The sequence below is a fragment of the Bifidobacterium sp. ESL1118 genome (assembly GCF_058505595.1).
The window spans coordinates 815754-837469 of record NZ_CP196371.1; the positions used below are offsets into that span (position 1 = coordinate 815754).

A 21716-nucleotide genomic window follows, 5' to 3' on the forward strand; every position below is an offset into this window, starting at 1 on the left:
GGGAGAATAGATTATGCCGACAAAAGGTGCCGTTAAACGACATGATTTGTCGGGGGAAATCACAGTGCCGACAAATCATGCCATTATTCGGCACAAGTTGTCGGCACTGTTTGTCAATGCCACGAATCGTGGTGGCTTGGAATTATTCCTCGGCCACCAAATCAAGGTAGTCGTCGTTCCACATGTCCTCGTCACCGTCGGGCATAAGCAGCACCCGCTCGGGGTTCAGCGCCTGGACCGCACCCTCGTCGTGGGTCACGAGCACAATGGCGCCCTCGTATTTGGCGATGGCCTTCAAAATCTCGACGCGTGAGGCGGGGTCCAGGTTGTTGGTGGGCTCATCGAGCAGCAGCACGTTGGCTCGACTTGTCACCAGTGTGGCCAGAGCGAGCCTGGTCTTCTCACCTCCGGAAAGCACCTTCGCCGGTTTCATGGCGTCGTCTCCGGAGAAAAGGAAGCTGCCGAGGATCGATCGTGCGTGGGTGTCGTCAAGTTCCGGCGCCACGTGCTGAAGGTTCTCAAGCACGGTGGAGTCAAGCTCCAACGTATCGTGTTCCTGAGCAAAGTACCCGATCTTGCAGCCGTGCCCATAGACCACTTCGCCGGTGTCGGCAGTCTCCTCGCCGGCGAGGATGCGCAGCGTGGTGGTCTTTCCTGCGCCGTTGTAGCCCAAAATCACCACGCGTGAGCCTTTGTCGATCGCCAGGTTGATGCCGGCGAAGACGATGTTGGAGCCGAATGCCTTGGAGATCTCCTTGGCCATGATTGGCGTGCGGCCGCATGGGGCGGGTTCGGGGAAGCGGATGTCGGCCACCTTCTCCTTGGCCTCGGCCTCACTGGTGTTCGCCAGAAGGCGTTCAGCACGTCGCATCATGTTCTGCGCGGCGACGGCCTTGGTGGCCTTGGCATGCAGCCTGATACCTTGCTTCATAAGCCGGTCGGCCTTCTTCTCGGCCACCTCGCGCTCGCGGCGGCGGCGCTCCTCGTCCACCACACGCTGCTTGAGGTAGGCTTTCCAACCAAGGGAATACATATCGATTTGGGCTGTCTGCGCGTCCAGGTGCCAGACCTTGTTCACCACTTCATCGAGCAGTTCGGTGGAGTGGGAGATTACAAGGAATCCGCCCTCGAAGCGTTTCAGATAGCCGCGCAGCCACTCGATGGAGTCGGCGTCCAAGTGGTTGGTCGGCTCGTCCAGGATCAGGGTGTCCGCGTCCGAGAACAGGATGCGCGCCAGCTCGATGCGTCGCCGCTGACCTCCGGAGAGGGTGCCGAGCTGCTGCTGCATCACGTCCTGCGGCATCCCCAGGCTCGCCGCCATGGTGATGGCCTCGCTCTGCGCCGCGTAGCCGCCCGCTTTGTCGAAGGCCTGCATGGCCTTGTCGTATTTGTCCATTGCCCGCTCCATGACCTTCGGGTCCTCGCTGGTCATGTCCTTCTCGGCCTTACGCATACGTTTGATGATGGCGGCGATGTCGCGTGCGCTCATCATGCGGTCGAGTGCGCTCTGCGTCGGGTCGTCGGCGTGGGTGTCCTGCGGTAGGTAGCCGAGCTTGCCAGTGACGCGCACCTTGCCGCCTGCGGGCAACGTCTCGCCGGTGATGACTTTCGTCAGCGTGGTCTTGCCTGCGCCGTTGCGGCCGACGAGACCTATTTTGTCGCCCTTGGAAACGTGGAAGTCGGTGGGATTGAGCAATGTCCTCGCGCCGATCTGAATTTCCAGCTGCTGCCCCTCGATTGCCATGCCCCTGCCTTTGCTGTCTAACCTGTTTTATCGCTTAGCGCTCGTCGTGTTTCCAGTATTGCTGCCCACTGGTCGCCGAATGAACCTTGAGATACTCAATATACTTGTGTCATCATAGCGACATGGGTGCCAAATCGAACACATGTTCGAACCGTACCGTATACTATAATTCTTGGTTTACGAGACGACAATGCGGAGGCAGCAGTGGCAGGGAACATGGCAGAACCGACGAAAGACACTATGGGGAACGCAGTCGGCTTGCAGAACGTTGGCGGTGTGATGGCCCAAAAATTGGAGGACAGTGACACTTTTCTTTCCAAAGCCATCGATGCCGCTCCGCTGCGTGAGCAACATGGTTCGCTTGTAGCTGACATTTCGAACATCCCCAGCGATTTAAAGATTACCATCCAGGGCGCTCGCGAGCACAATCTCAAGAACGTGAACATTTCCATACCTCGCAGCCGCATGGTCGTGTTCACAGGGTTGTCGGGTTCCGGTAAGTCCTCTCTTGCGTTCGATACGTTGTTCGCGGAGGGCCAGCGTAGGTATGTGGAGTCGCTTTCCGCTTATGCCCGGCAGTTCCTGGGGCAGATGGACAAGCCCGATGTGGACTTCATCGAAGGCTTGAGTCCTGCGGTCTCCATCGATCAGAAGACCACCAATCGCAATCCGCGCTCCACTGTGGGCACCATCACAGAGATCTACGACTACCTGCGCCTGCTGTTCGCCCGTGTGGGAGTGCCTCATTGCCCAGTGTGCGGCGCGTTGGTGAGTGCCCAGACCCCGCAGCAGATGGTCGATACGTTGATGAGGAACGAACCGGGCACCCGATTCCAAGTGCTGGCGCCAGTGGCGCGAGGCCGTAAGGGCGAGTTTGAGGATCTGCTTGACCTGCTGCGGGGCGACGGCTATTCCCGTGCGCTCATCGACGGCAAGATGGTGCAGCTTTCCGATGAAATCAAGCTCACCAAGCAGAAGAAGCACACCATCGAAGTGGTGGTCGACCGCCTCGTCATTAAGGATGGCATGCGTCAGCGCCTTACCGACTCCATCGAGACCGCACTTAAGCTGGCCAAGGGCATTGTGGTCATCGATTATGTGGACAGGGACGAAAAGGACCCGAACCGTCGTCAGCCGTTCAGTGAGAAACGTTCTTGCCCCAACGGTCATCAGCTCGAGCTCGATGAGATCGAGCCCCGTACGTTCTCGTTCAATGCCCCCTATGGTGCCTGCCCAGAGTGCACCGGCATCGGCTATAAGCTTGAGATCGACCCCGAGCTCGTCATTCCGGATCCCAGCAAGTCATTGAACGAGAATGCCATCGAGCCTTGGGGTATGACCAAGGGGACGGGTGAGTATTACCATCATGTGCTCGAAGGTCTGGCCAAGGAGATGGACTTCAGCCTCGACACTCCTTGGGGCAAGCTGCCCAAGAAGATTCAGCAGGCGGTCATGTACGGCCACGACTTCAAGGTTGAGGTCAAGTACCGCAACCGTTGGGGCCGTATGCGTGAATACACCACCGGTTTCGAGGGCGTGGTGCGCACGCTCATGCGCAGGCATGACGAGACCGATTCCGACCAGATGAAGCTCTACTATGAGTCCTATATGCGCGAGGTGCCCTGTCAGGCCTGCCATGGCAAGCGTCTGCGTCCCGAGGTGCTGGCGGTGACCGTCAATGATAAGTCCATCGCCGACGTGTGCGACATGGCTGCCTCCGAAAGCCTCGAATGGATCAATGGCTTGAAGCTGGAAGGTTCCGCATTGAAGATCGCCGGCGAGGTCTTGAAGGAGATTCGCGCCCGTCTCGGCTTCCTCAATGACGTCGGCCTCAACTATCTGACGCTCTCACGCGCCGCCAAGACGCTCTCGGGCGGCGAGGCCCAGCGCATCAGGCTCGCCACGCAGATTGGCTCTGGTCTGGTCGGCGTCATGTACGTGCTTGACGAACCATCCATCGGTCTGCACCAGCGAGACAATGAGCGGCTCATCAAGACCCTGCATCACCTGCGTGACCTCGGTAATACGCTCATCGTGGTGGAGCACGACGAGGACACCATCAGGCGGGCGGACTGGCTGGTCGACATAGGCCCAGGTGCCGGCGAACAGGGCGGCGAGGTGATTTACTCCGGTCCCGCAGGCGGCATTACCCGTGCCAAGCGTTCCATCACCGGCGACTACATCGCCGGTCGCAGACAGATTGAGACACCGAAGAAGCGCCGCAGGATCTACAAGACCAAGCAGCTCAAGGTTGTTGGTGCTCGTGAGAACAACCTCAAGAACATCGATGTTTCGATTCCTTTGGGCGTCATGACCTGCATCACCGGCGTCTCTGGATCCGGCAAATCCACCCTCATCAACCAGATCCTCTATCCCTCGCTTGCAGACAAGCTCAACGGTGCCCGCATCGTGCCGGGAAAGCACACCCGCATCGAGGGTGTCGACCAGTGTGACAAGGTGATCCATGTCGACCAGAATCCCATAGGCCGTACCCCGCGCTCCAACCCTGCCACCTACACCGGTGTGTGGGACAAGATTCGTCAGCTGTTCGCCAAGACCCCGGAGGCCCAGGTGCGTGGTTATGGTCCAGGCCGTTTCTCGTTCAACGTCAAGGGTGGGCGTTGTGAGGCGTGCCATGGTGACGGCACCATCAAGATTGAGATGAACTTCCTGCCAGACGTCTATGTGCAGTGTGAGGAGTGCCACGGCCAGCGGTACAACCGTGAGACGCTCGAGGTGAAATACAACGGCAAGTCCGTGGCCGACGTGCTGAACATGCCAATTTCCAAGGCGGCGGAGTTCTTCAAAGCCTATACAGGCATCTCCCGCTACCTGGATACGTTGGTGGATGTCGGCTTGGGTTACATTCGTCTTGGTCAGCCGGCCACGACACTTTCCGGCGGTGAATCCCAGCGTGTCAAGCTCGCCACTGAGCTGCAGCGTCGTTCGACCGGCAAGACGGTCTACATCCTCGACGAGCCGACCACCGGTCTGCACTTCGAAGACGTGCGCAAACTGCTGCAAGTGCTTCAAAGTCTGGTGGACAAAGGCAACACCGTCATTGTCATCGAGCACAACCTCGACGTTGTCAAATCCGCCGACTGGATCATCGACTTGGGGCCCGAGGGTGGCGAAGGCGGTGGCACGATTGTGGCCCAAGGCACGCCGGAGCACGTGGCCAAGGTCCCTGAAAGCTGGACGGGCAAATTCCTCAGGCCAATGTTGGAATAGGCCGATTGCTATCGTGGCTTCGCTGGAAGCACAAAACCGCATGAATGACTGTGCGGGTGTCATGAGATGGTAAGGCGCCAATAAAGATGTCCGCGGGAATGCAGGAGCAAACAGGAAGGGGGAGAATGATGACAGATGGGCATGGGGATGCCGAGCGCTGGCGCAAAACAGGGCACAAGCTGGGGGATACCCGTGACCTGTTCCGGCCTCCTACCAGTGACATCCCTACGGATCCGGGCGTCTATAAATGGCGTGACGGCGAGGGTCGGGTCATTTATGTGGGTAAGGCAAAGAATCTGCGAAGCCGGCTTACGTCATATTTCCAGCCACTGAGCCAACTCCATCCGCGTACTCAGAACATGGTGCTCACCGCCCGCAGTCTCGAGTGGACGGTGGTGGGCACCGAGCTTGAGGCACTCACTCTCGAATATACGTGGATCAAGGAGTTTGACCCGCGCTTCAACGTGGTCTTCAAAGACGATAAGACATACCCTTATCTGGCCATCTCGCTTGGTGAACAAGTTCCCCGCGTGTGGGTGACCCGTAACCGCAAACGGCGTGACACCAGGTATTTCGGCCCCTATGCACAGGTCTGGCCGCTGCGTAAGAGCCTTGATAAACTGCTCAAGAATTTTCCGGTGCGTACGTGCACGAAGAACGTGTTTCATCGTGCCCAGATGACGAATCGTCCATGTCTGTTGGCGTCCATCGGCAAGTGTTCGGCGCCGTGTGTCGACAGAATCGGTGTCAAGGAGCATCGCCATATGGCAGAACAGCTTGTCGGTGTTCTGACGGGCAGAATTGGGAAGTCCTACATAGCCGGTCTCACCCAGGAGATGAAGGAGTCAAGTGACAATATGGAGTTTGAAAAGGCCGCTCGATTGCGCGACCAGATCTCCATGCTCAAAACCGTGGGCGAGCAGAACGCCGTGGTGTTCGACAGCGACGTGGATGCCGACGTGTTCGGCCTGGCTTCCGATGAGCTTGAGGCATCGGTGCATTCCTTCTTCGTGCGGGCCGGTTCCATACGTGGTGAACGCAACTGGAGCGTGGAACGTGTCGAAGACATTGACGATGCGGCGTTGATGAGCGACTTTATCGTGCAGGCCTATTCCGACGTAATGAAGCAGTCGAATGACGAACAGAACCAGGTTCGACGTATCGAGGACAAATACGGCTCTGAAACGAATATCTACGATGATCTGAACGATGGCAACAACCAAGGGAAACGTTCGAATGTGAATGCTTCAGATCGTTCACTAGATGAAGGCGCAGCCAAGTCTACGGTCTTGGTTGCCATCGAGGAGCGTCGTGATGCCATCGCCCATACACAGAGCATGACTGCCACGAACGCTGTTTCGCGTGCCCAGGCTACGCGAGCGCGCAGGGAACGTCGAGAGCAGACGGGTCGCAGCGATTTTCTCGATCCGATTTCCCCGGTTCCGCGAGAGGTGTTGGTGCCGATAGAACCGGACCGGCGTGAGGAACTGGAGGGCTGGCTCACCGGGCTTCGGGGGGCGGCGGTGACCATTCGCGTGCCGGGTCGTGGAGAGAAGCGAGCTCTGATGGACCGCGCCAATGAGAACGCTCAATTGGCGCTTAAGCGAAGTAAGTTGGGCCGTATCCGCGATATTGGCTCGCGAACAGAGGCCATGAACGATGTCGCAAAGGCATTGGGGCTCTCACAGGCACCGCTGCGTATCGAAGGCTACGATATTTCCAACACCATCGGTGGCATCTTCCAGGTGGCATCCATGGTGGTGTTCGAGGACGGCTTGGCCAAGAAATCGGAGTATCGGCGCTTCGCCATCAGAGGCAAGAATGGCAAAGGCGCACTCGACGATTTGAGCGCGGTATATGAAACGATCACACGCAGGTTCAGGCACGGCAACATCGCAGGAGACACCGGCGAGAGCATGGACAATGAGAATCGTGTAAAGCATGCACAGGCCGGCGATAAGGGGCCGGGGGTGGCTCAGGCTGAAGGCCATGAGCCCATTGTCCAGCAAGACACCAATCTGCGCCATTTCGCATACAAACCCAACCTCATCGTGGTCGATGGCGGCAAGCCTCAGGTGGAAGCCGTCATGCGCGCGCTGGATGACTGCGATGTCCATGATGTGGCGGTGTGCGGCCTGGCCAAGCGGCTTGAAGAGGTCTGGGTGCCGGACGACGACTACCCAATCATTCTGAAACGTCAGTCCGAGGGCATGTATCTGCTTCAACGCGTGCGTGATGAGTCCCATCGTTTCGCCGTCACCTATCACCGCCAGACGCGACGCAAGGGCGCCCTTCGTTCCGAACTTGATGCCATTCCTGGTATAGGTGAGGCCTACCAGAAGCGTCTGCTGAGCAAATTCGGTTCCGTCAAGGCCATGCGCGCGGCGAGTGTGGATCAGCTACAGCAGGTCAAGGGAGTCGGTCAGGCCAAGGCTGAGGCCATATTTGCTGCGTTGCACAACACCGATGTCAACAACGCCGGCAGTTCGAAGAGTGGTGACCCTGATGGAGCGAGCGGTGATTAAACCGCCAAATTTCTCAATGGATTCACCTAAGATGTTTTGCAGAGACTGAAGGAGCGTGGATGGCAGCAGTAAATCATCGTTGTGCCGTACTGGGCAAGCCCATTGCGCATTCGCTTTCCCCTGTGTTGCACAATGCAGCATACGCCGCGTTGGGGCTCGATGATTGGCGATATTCACGTGAGGAAGTTGCGCAAGACGATCTTCCTGACTTTTTGGGAGGCCTGGATTCCTCTTGGGCAGGCTTAAGTCTCACAATGCCCCTCAAACGTGGCATACAGCCATATGGAATGCCTTGCGATGATTGGTCCAAAATGCTTGGGGTGTCCAATACCGCCATTATTGATTGGAACAGTGCTTCCTCGAAACCTGCCTTTCGTCTATACAACACCGACGTGGAAGGCATTGTACAGGCATTCAATCACGCGTGGTCAGCTCGCGATGTGTTCGGCGCTGCACCAAACAACGATGCATCTTGGCCTGAGGATCTGCAGAACGATAACGATATAAGCATAGGGGCTGTGGATGCGGCCTATGATGGTGCCCGTGCGGTCATTCTTGGCAACGGCAACACAGGACTTTCCGCGTTGGCGGCGTTGACTCGGATGACTGTTCCGCACAAGGGGCGTGTACGTAGTGTCGTCATTTGTGCGCGGCATTGTCAGCGCAATGAGGCATTTGAACGGTTGCTTGGGCAACTCGGTCATGATGTCACACTGTCTTTCGCTCCGCTGGACGGCGCCGCCATGCAGATACTCCATGCCGATATTGTCGTGAGCACCCTGCCCGCCTATGTGGCTGATGATGTTGCCGGGGCTGTTGCTGCTGCCGGCGAATGCCCCTATGGCCTTGAAGCCTCCACGCTGCTTGATGTGGTCTATGCCCCCCATCCCAGTGCTCTGTTGCGTGCCTGGACGAGTTCGGGGAGGTTGGGCATAGGGGGTGAGGAGATGCTGCTGTACCAAGCCATTGCGCAAGTACGGCTCATGACGGAGCGGTATGTTCACGGCGAAGGTGCCGATTTGGCCGACACCGATGGCGACTCGTCACTTGAACAAACGATGAGACAAGCTCTTCGGGAGAAGATATGAGCAGAAACGATAAGGACAGGCAACCCGTTACACAGCTGGATGGCAGGTCAATCAACGGCGTTGATGGCGGCATTGCCCCCAATGCTGGTGCCGACAATGGGACAGGTGTGGGCGAATTCGAAGTTCTGCTCATCACCGGCATGAGCGGCGCGGGCCGTTCCCGTGCGGCCGACTGTGTGGAGGACATGGGTTGGTATGTGATCGACAATCTACCACCCAAGTTACTTGTGCCGCTTGTGGACATGATGACATCCTCGGGATCCAAGGTGCATCGACTTGCAGCCGTCATCGATGTACGTTCGAGGAGTTATTTCGATGATCTCGCTGCGGTGCTGAGTCATTTGGACGATCTTGCGGTCAAGACGCGCATATTGTTTCTGGACGCCAGCAACGAGGTGCTTGTCAAACGGTATGAATCCGTTCGGCGGCCTCACCCCCTGCAGCACGGCAATAGGCTTATCGACGGCATCAAGGAGGAGCGTGAGCTTCTTGTAGATCTCAAACGCAGGGCCGATACGGTCATCGACACATCCGACTTGAGCATCCACCAGCTTTCCACGAAGCTCTATGATGCCATGCTCGGATCGGGCCCCAAGACGGTGGCTGTACACATTTTCAGTTTTGGTTTCAAATATGGCATGCCATTGGATGCTGATTTCGTGGCGGATGTTCGCTTTCTGCCAAACCCCTATTGGGTCCCGAGCCTGAAGGAACTCAACGGCATGGATGCACCGGTGAGCAAATATGTGCTTTCCAGCCCGGGGGCGACAGACTTCCTGAATGCCTTTGAGAAGGCGGTATGCATTGCGATCCAAGGGTATGCCCAAGAGGACAAGCATTTTGTGACCATTGCCATAGGCTGCACAGGTGGTCAGCATCGCTCGGTGGCGATGAGCGAGGAACTCGCCAGGCGTCTGCGTAAGCGTGGGCTTACGGTGTCTGTTTCAGCCAGAGAGATGCAGAGGCACGCGCGTTAGGTCCATGTGGGGTTCGTTCCACGGACATTATGTGCGCACATAGACAAGTTTGAATGACGATGTAGGGAAGATGATTGGATATATATTGCTTAACCAGTAGAGTGGTTGAAGGTGAGCCGAGGCTGTGTCAAAACTCGTATATGCCGAGCATGATGATGTTTGATAGCGTAATTTTGTCCAAGTCCTTCGGTATCACAGAAAGTCGTTCCGGTATGGGATTTCACTCGTCGACTAGCCGGATTATTGATGCTTTAATGAGAAGAAGGAGGTTGGACTGTGGCTCTTCTCACTGATGTCAAAACGGAGTTGGCGTCGATTGATTCGGATATGGCAACGGCGAAAATTGCACAGGTGGCGGCCATGATACGCTTTGGTGGCGGTTTACGACCAGTCAACAACAAGGCCATTATCCACGCGCAATTCGATTCACTGGAGGCTGTGGAATGGCTGCGCAATGTCATTGTCCGTTACTTCGGTCGTGAGGTCAAGGTCAGCCGGGTTTTCCGTCAGACGCCCAAGGGACGTGTACAACGCTATGACCTTGTGGTGGAACGAGGTGCCACCGCTCTGGCCCTGCAAACCGGACTGCTTGATAGGCGCATGCATATTGTCAATGGTCTGCCCGCTGAAGTGATCAGCGGTAATATCGCTCAGATCAAAGCGGCTTGGCGTGGGGCTTTTCTGGCGCGCGGAACCATCTCGGACCCGGGGCGTGCCAGCTATCTGGAGATTGTGTGCCCGACGCATGAAGCCGCGAAGGCGTTGCAGGGAACCGCGAGGCGTCTCGGCATCACCGCTCAGACTCGTAAGGTGCGTAGTTCCGAGCGTGTGACGTTGCGGGATTCGGATTCCATTGAGCGCATGCTCAACCTCATGGGAGCTCCGAAATCCGCGCGCGAATGGACTGGCAAACGTTCTGAGGGCGAGGCTCGGGGCAAGGCCAATAGGCTTGCAAACTTTGATGATGCCAATATGCGTCGAAGTGCTAAGGCGGCTGCAGAGGCCACGCAGAAGGTCAATCACGCCTTCGAGGTTCTTGGTGACGATATTCCTGAGAATCTTAGGGCGGCGGGTCAACTTCGTTTGGACCATGACGATGCCAGTCTGGAGGAACTGGGCCGTTTGGCCAATCCGCCGATTACGAAGGATGCCATTGCCGGCCGTATAAGACGTTTGCTCCAGCTCTCGATGAAGGTGGAGAAGTCAAGGCTCAGATAGTTACTGGCGCTTGAGACCCCTGTGCATTGGTTCTGCTGATGCCAGGGGTTTCTGTGTGTGGTTGTGCATATGCCGTACCCTAAGTCGGTTGATGGTTTCCAATGCGATGACTAAGTAGCTGAATGTCGTCTGGATATGCTCTTTAAGATCGTTATGGTATACGCTTGTTGTTAGCGTTCACATTTCTTGTTCGTTCCCTTTTGTAAAATGAAGACGATTGTGCTGTATATTGCACACTGGTACGGGTTCCTCTGTTTGAGAACCCGGGTAGCAGGGAAGGAAATACATGAAGACACTCAAGGATTTGGGAGATCTAAAAGGCAAGAAGGTTTTGGTTCGTGCCGATTTTAATGTTCCGCTGAATGGTACCGAAATCACAGATGACGGACGTATTAGGGCGGCTTTGCCAACGCTGAAGGAACTGTGTGCCGACGGTGCCAAGGTCATCGTCATGGCTCATTTGGGCCGTCCGAAGGGCAAGGTCGTTCCTGAGCTTTCGCTCGCGCCCGTTGCAAAGCGCCTTGGCGAGCTCCTTGGCTGCGATGTCACGCTTGCAGAAGACACCTATGGTGCCGATGCGCAGGCAAAAGTGGCCGCAATGAACGATGGCGACGTGGTGCTGCTGCAGAACGTGCGTTACAACCCCGAGGAGACCAGCAAGGACGAGGCCGAGCGTTCGGCCTATGCCAAGAAGATCGCAGCGCTGGCTGACGTCTTCGTCTCCGATGGTTTCGGCGTGGTGCACCGCGCCCAAGGTTCGGATTATGATGTGGCCAAGGTGCTGCCCAGCGCTGCAGGTAAGCTCATCGAAAAGGAAGTCAAGGCACTTTCTCGCGCCACCGAAAATCCTGAGCGTCCATTCACCGTGGTGCTCGGCGGATCGAAGGTCTCCGACAAGCTCGGCGTCATCGAGAACCTGCTTTCCAAGGCCGACCGTCTCGTCATCGGCGGCGGCATGGTCTTCACCTTCCTCAAGGCCGAGGGCTACGAGGTCGGCACCTCATTGCTTGAGGAAGACCAGCTCGACACGGTCAAGGGTTACATCAAGACCGCCAAGGAGCGCGGTGTCGAGCTCGTGTTGCCCACGGACATCGTGGTGAACCCAGGGTTCCCGTCCGAGGGCACTCCGGTTGATCCGAAGGTCGTTCCTGCGGATGCCATTCCTTCCGACATGATGGGCCTCGACATCGGGCCCGAATCCGGCAAGCTCTTCCATGACAAGATCGTCGATTCCAAGACCGTCGTCTGGAACGGGCCCATGGGCGTGTTCGAGGTCAAGGAGTTCCAGGCCGGCACCAAGGCCGTGGCCCAAGGCCTCGTGGATGCCACGAAGGCCGGTGCGTTCACCATCGTCGGCGGCGGCGATTCCGCTTCAGCAGTGCGGCACCTCGGTTTCAAGGACGAGGACTTCTCGCACATCTCGACAGGCGGCGGTGCCTCGCTCGAGTTCCTCGAAGGCAAGACGCTTCCGGGGCTGGCGGTGCTTGAGTAGGTTCCGGCTGAGTGGACTGTGGCAAGTGCGGTCGCAAACGCGCGGTAGACTTATCGCACACCTGGCGGCCTGCATTATAGGTTGCTAACAGACAGTTCGTGGGCATGTCTTTGGGCATGCCCACGTTTGTTGTATCGGGTGTCTATGGCGTGGATTCATGGCGATGGCGTGCGGGCTTTCAAGCTTAGGCTGGGCCGCATGCGGAAAGAAGCGATATGGCGGCTGTACGTACCCCCTTGGTTGTGGGGAACTGGAAGATGAACTTCGATCACCTCGAGGCCACATATGTTGTGCAGAAGCTCGCCTGGCTGCTGCGTGACGTCCACTTCGACTATAAGCGTTGTGAGGTGGCGCTCATGCCGTCCTTCACTTCGTTGCGCAGCGTGCAGGTTCTGGTCGAGGCAGACAAGCTCAATATCAAATACGGTGCCCAGACTGTGTCGGTCACCAATCAGGGGGCGTTCACCGGTGATGTCTCCGCCGATATGCTCGCGAGACTGGGTTGCTCGTACGTCATCATCGGGCATTCCGAACGGCGTAAGTATCATCCCGTGGACGACGCCAACATCGTCGATCAGGTCCGTGCCGTGCTGACTGCAGGCATGAAGCCGATCCTGTGTGTGGGAGAGGGGCTGGAGGAGCGCCGTGAGGGCATTGAGCTTGAGTATGCCGTAGGTCAGGTTCACGATGTGACGCGTGATCTTTCGAACGAGCAGGCGGCGAAGATGGTCATCGCCTACGAGCCTGTCTGGGCCATTGGCACCGGCATGGTGGCCACGGCTGCTTCAGCCCAAGAGGCGGCAAAGGCCATACGTGACGATTTGGGAAAAACCTTCAATGCCGAGGTGGCACAGTCCGTGCGTATTCTCTACGGCGGCTCGGTCACGTCGAAAAACGCCGTGGAGACCATTGACCAAAACGATGTGGATGGTTTCCTCATCGGCGGTGCCTCGCTGGACCCCGACGAGTTTTCCTTGATTTGCCGGCTTGCCGAAAAAACTTCTGAGGGCAAATGATTCGCAGTCGCGATATGTTGCACTCATGGGGTATCATACAATTATTCATAGTACGTATTTGGAGGTTTATCCGTGTCAGCCACAGCTATTCTCGTGATATCACGCGCGCTTAAGATTATTCTCGCCATCCTGAGCTTCTTCCTGATCATGACGATTCTTATGCATCGCGGCAAGGGCGGTGGTCTTTCCGATATGTTCGGCGGAGGCTTGACCAAGAACGCAGGCACCTCCGGTGTGGCTGAGAAGAACCTCAACAGGATCACTGTGGGCATCGCCATTGTGTGGGTCGCCATCATCATTGCTTTGGGACTCATGTATAAGTTTAAGCTTATCTGATTCTGCCTTAGTGACGGCCGCCGAGCTGTAGTGCCGGCTGTGTCGGCTGTTCCGCTGTTGGTTGGATGTTCGGATGGTTCAGGCGAAGCTGCTTCTGACGTAGTTCAGATGCAGCTTCTTTTGTTGAATTTTGGTTCAGTTGTTACGACGCTGGTCGCCGTATCGAGTCGGATTGGATGTGCGGATGTCGGTTGTACCGAAGCCTTATGTCGCCAAGCAAGGTGAGAGTTTGCCAGTGGTCATGCTGCACGGCATGGGCATGGACCATCGGGGCCTTATGATGCTTGATTCGGCATTTCCTGAGGGCATGCAGCGCATCTACATCGACTTGCCCGGCCACGGTCATACTCCAGCGCTTGCCGCCCCCGGCGGTCTGCAGGAGATGGCGCAATGGACCCTCGAAGCCATCGACGAGATCGTGGGTGATCAGCCGTTTGCCTTGGTGGGCAACTCCATGGGTGGGGCGTTCGCGCGATACGTGTTGTCGAAAGATCCGCAGCGTGTCAAAGGTGTAGCCCTGATCGCCTCGGTGGTTGATCCTGTGCGCTCCCACCGCAACGTCGCCCGGCACGTGGTGGCGAACCCCAATCCTGCACTCACCAACAAAGTCGACCAGAGCCAGCTCCTTGAGTTTCTTCAGATGGGGGTCAACCAGTCCTTCGAGTCGTGGCGCCTTTACCAGCGCTACATTCTGCCTGGCACCAAACTTTACGATCAGGATGCCGGCGCTCGTTTGAGCAGCCGATATTGGCTGAGCGAGGTTCCTGAGTCGCGGTTTGGCACCTATGATGGACCCGTGCTCATTGTCTGTGGCAAGCAGGATCAGGTCGTGGGCTATGAAGACCAAAAGAACGTGCTGTTACGGCACTATCCGAACGCGGTCTACAAGGTCATCGATCCGGCAGGCCACAACATCCACGTCGATCAACCCGAAGCGGTGAGGGAGCTGCTGGCAGTATGGGCCCAGCGAGTGCTCGCCAGCTAGGGCCGAACAGAATGGAGGCGGTATGGTGGGTAATGGTACGAGAAAACGCAGGAGCTTGGTCGGGGGCTTCTTTCACGTAGTGCTCTCGATGCTTGCCATTGTGCTCGTTTTGCTGGCTTTGATTGGTGTCGTTGTTCGTAGCTTGCCCGAAGAGATCCAGTCGTTGCCATATTTGCCTGCGGCGGCTGCACTCATGCCGGTGTTTGCATTAGTTGCCGTTGTGGCCCTCATCTGTGCCCTTGCCTCCAAATGTTGGATTGCCGCGCTGCTAGCGTTGCTCTGCGTCTGCGCTCAGGCTTGGTACCAGTACCCGTTCTTTGCCCCCTCTGCCGATCTGCCGGTCGCCGCTGTCCATGCAGTGGGGGAGCGTGTGCCCGATACGACTGACAATTACGCCAGAGTGATGACCGCGAACGTGTACATGGGACAGGCCGATCCGCAGGCCATCGTCGATCTGGTCCGTGACCAGCGCGTGGAGGTGTTGGCGCTGCAAGAGACCACGAGGAGTTTCGTCAAGGCGCTTGAAGGAGCGGGCATCGACGATTACCTGCCGTATTCCCAAGTGTCCTCTGCCGACGGAAAGTATGGCAATGGTCTGTGGAGTGCAACACCGCTTGATTCGCCTTCCGACGATGACGTCCATTCCGCCTCGTCGTTCATGCCGGGCGGCACGGTGAGCTTCGGCGGCGGCAAGACAGATGTGCGCTTCGTCAGTGTGCACACCACTTCACCCAAGTCGGGCAGATGGAGCCGTTGGGAGCGTTCGCTTGGTGATTTGGCGGCCATGCGTTCTCACACGCAGACCCGTTACGTGTTCATGGGGGACTTCAACGCGAGCTATGATCACACGGCGTTCCGCAATTTCCTGGGCGACCGTTTCACTGATGCCGCCCGTCAGTCGGGGCATGGGCTGGTCTTGACTTGGCCTGCGAATATCCATGGTGTTCCCAAATTCGTTGGCATCGACCACGTGGTGCTCGACCGTGGCATGAGCGCCGGCCAAGTGGAATCAAAGCGCATTCCCGGTTCTGACCATGCAGCGTTGCTGGCCACCATTGCCGTGTGAGGCCTGCCAAGGGCATGATCATGGGAATCACGGTATGGGCTCCCATGATCATTGACAAAAATGCCACTTTTTACGGGAGTAAGAAATGGTTCCCCTGAACAGTGCCGTTTTATATCAATAATCAGGGGAATTGAAATAATTTCCTTTGAAAAGGGCCATTTCGCGTTATGAATCGCGGGAATCGAAATGATCTACCGTGAAAGGTGACTGTGTCACTCGAGGTTGGACTGGGTGCCAGCTGTGGCTGCGGTGGATTCCTGTGCGCTTTGTGCTGCCTCCAGCTTTGCGCGCACGTTAGCCAAGAGCGATTGCGCCCGCTTGGCCAAGGCCTCGCCCACTTCCCACTGGCGCATGGACTGGTCTAGGTTCAAGCCTCCGGCCTCCAGCGCCTGCACGGCCTTGATGAGCCTGTCGCGCGCCTCCTCGTAAGGGAGAGCGGCAATCTCCGCGCGTTCCTTGTCTGTGAGGCTTGATGCCGGTGCCTCGGTTTCGGTTTGTTTCTTGTCGTCGCTCATGTTGCTCCTAGATGTTGTTGGTTATGCCATTGTATGGAATATGTGCAGATAAATAAGGATCGGCTTATTCGTCAGGTTCGACCGCGGATACCTCGCTCACCACACTCCCGTGCTTGAGCGTCAGCGTCAGAGTCTCGCCCACATCGGTCTGTGATGCGTCATCAATCACCTGTCCGCCGGCATTCTGTACCACTGCATAGCCACGGTCGAGCGTGGATTGTGGGCTCAGGGCGGTCAAGCTGGCGTGCAGTTTCTCGATTGTCATGTCTGAGTCGTCGATAATCCTGGTCAATCCGAGCCTCATGTGCTGACGGGCCTCGTCCACGAAGCGTTCGTGCGGTTCCAGCATGGTTTCCGGATGGGTCAGGCTAGGCCGACTGGCATATCCCTCAATCAACCGGGTTTCGTTCTCCACCGTGCCTTGCGCGCGCATACGCATTTGGGTGATGGAGTTTTGCACCAACTGCCATTGCTCGCGTACATCGGGCACCACTTTCTTGGCTGCGTCGGTGGGGGTGGAGGCCCGCAGGTCGGCGGCGAGGTCGATGAGCGTCCAATCGTCCTCGTGGCCCACAGCAGAGACGATTGGGGTCACGCAGGCTGCAGTGGCTCTCACCACGCCTTCGTCGGAAAAGCCGATGAGGTCCTCAAAGCTACCTCCGCCACGGGCCACAATGATGACATCCACATCCGGGTCGGCATCGAGCTTACGGATGGCGGCAATCACGTCGCCAGGGCAGTTGGCTCCCTGCACGTGGGCGTGCACCACCTTGAAGGTCACCGCGGGCCATCGCAGGTTCACGTTGGTGATGACGTCTCCTTCGGCTCGTGCCTGCGGGGCGCAGATGAGGCCGATGCACTTGGGAAACTCGGGCAGCTCCACCTTGTTTTCGATGTCGAAGAGCCCCTCACCCTTAAGCTTCTTGCGTAGTTCGTCGATCTGTGCCTTGAGGTCGCCGGCGCCTATACGCCGAATGTCGTCGGCCACGAAGCTCAGCCTGGTCGCCTTCACCCAGATGTCAGGTCTGCCGTGGATTACCACCCTGTCGCCCTGCCTGAATTGTCGGGCCATGGCCACGAAACGGCTGAAGCCCATCACGGAGATTGATATCTCTTCGAAATTGTCGCGTAGGGTGATGTATCCGGAGCTTGATCTGCGCATGTTGATTTCTACGATCTGGCCCTCAATCCAAGTGCTTGGCCATCTGGTGACCGCATTGTGGTATTTCTGGCTCAGAACGCTCACTGGCCAGGGGTTTTCGGCCGTGGTGTCCCGTGCAAGCCGTGGCAGCTGGTCGAGTGGTTTGGGCGCATTCGCAATGCCTGACCCAGATTCGTGCCGGTCAAAGGGTGAGTTCGTGTCAATCATGCCTCTAAGGTTCCTCGGGTGAACGGACAAAACCGTGAGTGCGAAGCCGATTAGGTTGAGTATGGATGATGCCCAATGAATATGGAGTCATGTGGTCTGAAGCAATGATTTGCGACACTCCGATGGTTTTCAGGCGTTCCTCAACGTCGATTTTTTCCGGTCCGAACAGTTGGGATGAAGAACGGCGATATTGCGCCAAAATACTAGATGTAGGGTCTTGCGGCTGTTTGAGTCCCTAAATATCGTGTTTATGGTGCGTTATACAGTGATGTAAGTCATCAAGCTACACGTATGTAGTTTGCACTTGCCAAAGTGGTTTGAGGCAGGAAGCCGAGCAAAGAGGGAGACGGACAAGATGGATGCCACGGTCATGGACAGGACTGCAGTTTCCGATTCGAGGACAAAGACGGTGTTTGTAGAGAAACGCGATGGGCGTGTGGTCGATTTTGACCCGCTGAACATCATCACCGCCGTCAAGTCGGCGTATAAGGATCTCGAAAAGGAGGTCGGCCCCCAGGAAGAGCAGCTCATTCGTAATCTGGCCAATCAGGTTGAGGGCGAGGTCAAAGCCCGTTACAACGGACCGGCGAAGATTGAGGACATCCAGAGTCTGGTGGAGCACGGGCTGGTGGAAGACCACGAGTACGATGTGGCCCGTTGCTACACCAACTATCGCCTCAACAAGGATATCGAACGTGCCAAGGCCACTGACATCAATGAGGCCGTCAACCGCCTGGTCAGTCGGGATCCTCAGATCGTCAAGGAGAACGCCAACAAGGATTCCAACGTCTATGCCACTCAGCGTGACCTATTGGCTGGTGCCGTCTCCAAGGCATCCGCGTTTAGCATGTTGCCCAAGGACGTCTCCAACGCCCACATGAAGGGCGACATCCACTTCCACGACGCGGATTATTCGCCCTTTACCGCCATGACCAACTGCTCACTGCCCGATTTTGGTGACATGCTCAGGAATGGCTTCGAGCTGGGCAACGCCATGATGGACTCGCCAAAGTCCATCGGCACTGCCGCCACGCAGATCACTCAGATCATCAAGGATATCGCCGGTGACCAGTATGGCGGCCAGACGGTCAATCGTGCCGACGAGATGCTCGCCGAGTATGCGAAGAAAGATTATGATAAGCACTTGAGGATGGCACACGCTCTCATTCCGGTCTCCATGTCCGTCGAAGTGGCACAGGATATGGTCGACGGTCTCAAAAAGCAAGAGCCCGATACGCTGCACTTCGAGGGCCGTGAACCGCTGCCGCAGGACGAGCCGTTCCATAAGGATGCCCCACGCCTTGAGCAGATTCGCGAGATCTACGCCAAGATCATGACCCGCAAGGCCATCTACGATGCCATGCAGACCATGGAATACCAGATTAACTCCAACCGCGTCTCAAATGGCCAGACTCCGTTCGTGACCGTCGGCTTCGGTCTGGGCACCGACTGGTTTGCCCGTGAGATTACTCGCGCCATCTTTTTGAACCGTATCCGCGGTCTCGGCAAGGATCGTCATACAGCCATCTTCCCGAAGCTCACCTACACCATCAAGCACGGCATCAACGCCGACCCCGGCGACCCGAACTACGACATGAAGCAGCTTGCGTTGGAGTGCAGCACCAAACGCATGTATCCCGATATCCTCTTCTATGAGAACATCGTGAAGATTACTGGGTCCTTCAAGGCGCCGATGGGCTGCCGTTCCTTCCTGCAGGGCTGGATCAATCCAGACACCGGCAAGGACGAGGAGGAAGGCCGCATGAATCTCGGCGTGGTCACGGTCAACATCCCGCGCATCGCATTGGAGTCCCGCGGCGACAAAGACCGGTTCTGGAAGATCTTTGGGGAGCGTATGAACGTGGCACACGAGGCGCTCCAGTTCCGCATCATGCGTTGCAAGCAGGCAACGCCGGTGAATGCCCCCACGCTGTATCGTTATGGCGCGTTCGGCAGACTCGATGCCACTGACAACGTGGACCAGCTCTTCAACCGTTCGCGTTCCACCGTCTCATTGGGCTACATCGGTCTATATGAGGCCACAAGCGTGTTCTACGGCAAGGATTGGATGACCGACCACAGCTGGGATCCGGAAGGCAAGGAATTCGCACTTTCCATCGTGCGCCGCATGAACGAGCTGTGCAAGGAATGGGAGAAGGCCGAGGGCTATCATTACTCCGTCTATTCCACACCTGCTGAGAGCCTTACGGACAAGTTCAACCGGCTTGACCGTGAGAAGTTTGGTCGTGTGCCAGGCGTCACCGACCATGACTTCTACACCAATTCCTTCCATTACCCGGTCTGGCTTTCGCCCACTCCGATGGAGAAGCTCGACTACGAGAAGGACTTCCCGTACTATGCCGCAGGCGGGTTCATCAACTACTGCGAGTTCCCGTGCCTGCAGTCCAATCCAAAGGCGTTGGAGGCTGTGTGGGACTATGCCTACAACATCGGCATCGGTTACCTCGGCACCAACACGCCGATCGACCACTGCTTCGTCTGCGGCTTCGAAGGCGACTTTGAGCCCACTGAGGAAGGCTATAAGTGCCCGGAATGCGGCAATTCCGACCCTGATAAGTGCAACGTGACCAAGCGCACCTGTGGATACCTGGGCAATCCGGTGCAGCGACCGATGGTCCATGGCCGTCACGAGGAACTCGCGCATCGCGCCAAGCACATGAGCGGCGAGACCGGCCATGTGACCCTGAAGGACGGCAGCACACGCGAGTGGTACGCGGAGACCAAATAGGGTCCGCTGATCCTTTAAACTTGATGCGCTGAGGAGTCCATGATTGCGTTGCAATGGGCTCCTCAGCGCGTATCAACTCCGCAGTTGACCACAAGTGCGTGTTGTTCTGGACACTCAAGGCCATTCGGCCAAGCCTATGCCAGAACAACACACACTTGTGGACAGCTGCTCATGTGTGGGGCAGTTCCGTTCGTCGCAACGCAATCACGAACTCATCAACATTCGCGTAAAGGTGCTTGGTGCTAGCGCATAGATGAAGCGTGAAAATTTGTATTCTATTAGTTTACTGGTGGGAGAAGTTGTCCACAGGTATGTGTTGGGCTGACATAAGACCGGCCGAGCGGCCTTGGAGCGTCCAGTGCAACGCGCATCTGTGGGGAACCTCGAGATTTAATCAACGAGGAAGCATCAATGACCCTTCATGATTTTGCAAAGACGGAGACCGGTCGTGGGCCTTCGATTCCTACGTCGCTGGCCAACAACCCCAAGGCGGGGCAGTGGACGAGCGATGCCATGAGCCACGATATGATCGCCGACTACAAGCGTTTCCTTATGACGGACGGCGAGGGCATCCGCTGCTCGGTGTATGTGTCAGGCTGCCCGTTCCATTGCGAGGAGTGCTTCAACGAGTCCATCTGGGACTTTCAGGCTGGCCATCCCTATACGCAGGATTTCGAGGACACGGTCATCGATGATCTTTCCAACGATTTCGTGCAGGGGGTGACTTTCCTCGGTGGAGAGCCGCTGCTCAACACAGGGGTGCTACTCAGGCTAACCAATCGCATACGCCAGGAATTCGGTCGCACCAAGGACATTTGGAGTTGGACGGGTTACACATGGGAGGAGCTCATGCGTCCGGGGGAGAGTCAAGACAAGCTCGACCTGCTGCATGGGATCGATGTGCTTGTGGATGGTCGATATCTCAAGGATCAACATGACTCTCTGTTGCAATTTCGCGGCTCGAAGAATCAGCGCATCATCGACGTGCGGCAATCGTTTGCCGAGGGTAAGCCGGTGATCTGGGGCAAACTGCACGATCAGGAGCGGTTTATACCGGAGGTCTATGGCAAGGACCGTGCTGCCGGCGAGGGTGCCGCAAGCTGAGCGATCACTGCAATTGGTTGGGTCGTTCACGCAAATTACAGCGTTCGCGTGCCTACACAAAATTGCGGTGTGTGGCTGGTATCAGTGCGGAGAAGCTCGTTGAACGGATAGCCTGTCTGGAGCTGCGTGACCGGCGTCATCAGGGCCGGTAAAATGCCGATGAACATCATAAAACATACAGATTTGCTTAAATTGTCAAGAGATGTATCGCACATTTTCTGTGTCTGTGAGCTGAATCACTGCGTTGTGGTCTATATAAGACGGGTCTGCGGACTATCCTAGCTATATATGATTTTGTACA

The 21716-nt window shown here is 56.9% G+C and carries 14 protein-coding genes and 1 pseudogene; 12 read left to right on the forward strand and 3 right to left on the reverse strand.

Annotation, left to right across the window (positions count from 1 at the left end; genetic code table 11):
* Window positions 1–142 precede the first annotated feature (142 nt).
* Complete coding sequence (locus ACSYSS_RS03180; RefSeq protein WP_491704035.1) at window positions 143–1744, reverse strand: ABC-F family ATP-binding cassette domain-containing protein; 1602 nt, start codon at window positions 1742–1744, stop codon at window positions 143–145.
* Between the two features lie 240 nt (window positions 1745–1984).
* On the opposite strand from ACSYSS_RS03180, the gene uvrA reads away from it, so the two are divergent.
* From uvrA to ACSYSS_RS03230, 10 genes and pseudogenes are all read left to right on the forward strand, one after another.
* Entirely contained in the window at window positions 1985–4975 is a 2991-nt protein-coding gene (gene uvrA / locus ACSYSS_RS03185) for an excinuclease ABC subunit UvrA (protein WP_491704197.1), read from the forward strand.
* A 125-nt stretch (window positions 4976–5100) separates the two neighbouring features.
* Window positions 5101–7500, forward strand: coding sequence for an excinuclease ABC subunit UvrC (gene uvrC, locus ACSYSS_RS03190; RefSeq protein WP_491704036.1), 2400 nt, complete (start codon window positions 5101–5103; stop codon window positions 7498–7500).
* 59 nt (window positions 7501–7559) lie between these two features.
* A complete protein-coding gene (locus tag ACSYSS_RS03195) occupies window positions 7560–8588 on the forward strand; it encodes a shikimate dehydrogenase family protein (RefSeq protein ID WP_491704037.1) in 1029 nt (342 codons plus the stop codon).
* A gap of 71 nt (window positions 8589–8659) precedes the next feature.
* On the forward strand, window positions 8660–9565 hold the full coding sequence (gene rapZ / locus ACSYSS_RS03200) for an RNase adapter RapZ (RefSeq protein ID WP_491704198.1): 906 nt from the start codon (window positions 8660–8662) through the stop codon (window positions 9563–9565).
* A gap of 276 nt (window positions 9566–9841) precedes the next feature.
* Window positions 9842–10783, forward strand: coding sequence for a DNA-binding protein WhiA (whiA, locus tag ACSYSS_RS03205; RefSeq protein ID WP_491704038.1), 942 nt, complete (start codon window positions 9842–9844; stop codon window positions 10781–10783).
* 286 nt (window positions 10784–11069) lie between these two features.
* A complete protein-coding gene (locus tag ACSYSS_RS03210) occupies window positions 11070–12275 on the forward strand; it encodes a phosphoglycerate kinase (RefSeq protein WP_491704039.1) in 1206 nt (401 codons plus the stop codon).
* Window positions 12276–12490: 215 nt separating this feature from the next.
* A complete protein-coding gene (tpiA, locus tag ACSYSS_RS03215) occupies window positions 12491–13291 on the forward strand; it encodes a triose-phosphate isomerase (protein WP_491704040.1) in 801 nt (266 codons plus the stop codon).
* Between the two features lie 147 nt (window positions 13292–13438).
* Window positions 13439–13627, forward strand: coding sequence for a preprotein translocase subunit SecG (secG, locus tag ACSYSS_RS03220; protein ID WP_491704199.1), 189 nt, complete (start codon window positions 13439–13441; stop codon window positions 13625–13627).
* A gap of 184 nt (window positions 13628–13811) precedes the next feature.
* Window positions 13812–14612 (forward strand): alpha/beta fold hydrolase, encoded by an 801-nt coding sequence (locus tag ACSYSS_RS03225; RefSeq protein WP_491704041.1) that lies wholly within the window; start codon window positions 13812–13814, stop codon window positions 14610–14612.
* Between the two features lie 421 nt (window positions 14613–15033).
* A pseudogene (locus ACSYSS_RS03230) lies at window positions 15034–15588 on the forward strand (endonuclease/exonuclease/phosphatase family protein); the annotation flags it as partial.
* Window positions 15589–15890: 302 nt separating this feature from the next.
* Here ACSYSS_RS03230 and ACSYSS_RS03235 read toward each other — a convergent pair.
* Both ACSYSS_RS03235 and xseA read right to left on the reverse strand, forming a co-directional pair.
* Window positions 15891–16193 (reverse strand): exodeoxyribonuclease VII small subunit, encoded by a 303-nt coding sequence (locus ACSYSS_RS03235; protein ID WP_491704042.1) that lies wholly within the window; start codon window positions 16191–16193, stop codon window positions 15891–15893.
* Between the two features lie 64 nt (window positions 16194–16257).
* Window positions 16258–17562, reverse strand: coding sequence for an exodeoxyribonuclease VII large subunit (gene xseA, locus ACSYSS_RS03240; RefSeq protein ID WP_491704043.1), 1305 nt, complete (start codon window positions 17560–17562; stop codon window positions 16258–16260).
* A 355-nt stretch (window positions 17563–17917) separates the two neighbouring features.
* Between xseA and nrdD the strand changes: the two genes are divergently transcribed.
* Both nrdD and nrdG read left to right on the forward strand, forming a co-directional pair.
* A complete protein-coding gene (gene nrdD / locus ACSYSS_RS03245; RefSeq protein WP_491704200.1) occupies window positions 17918–20311 on the forward strand; it encodes an anaerobic ribonucleoside-triphosphate reductase in 2394 nt (797 codons plus the stop codon).
* A gap of 411 nt (window positions 20312–20722) precedes the next feature.
* A complete protein-coding gene (nrdG, locus tag ACSYSS_RS03250; protein WP_491704044.1) occupies window positions 20723–21415 on the forward strand; it encodes an anaerobic ribonucleoside-triphosphate reductase activating protein in 693 nt (230 codons plus the stop codon).
* Window positions 21416–21716 lie beyond the last annotated feature (301 nt).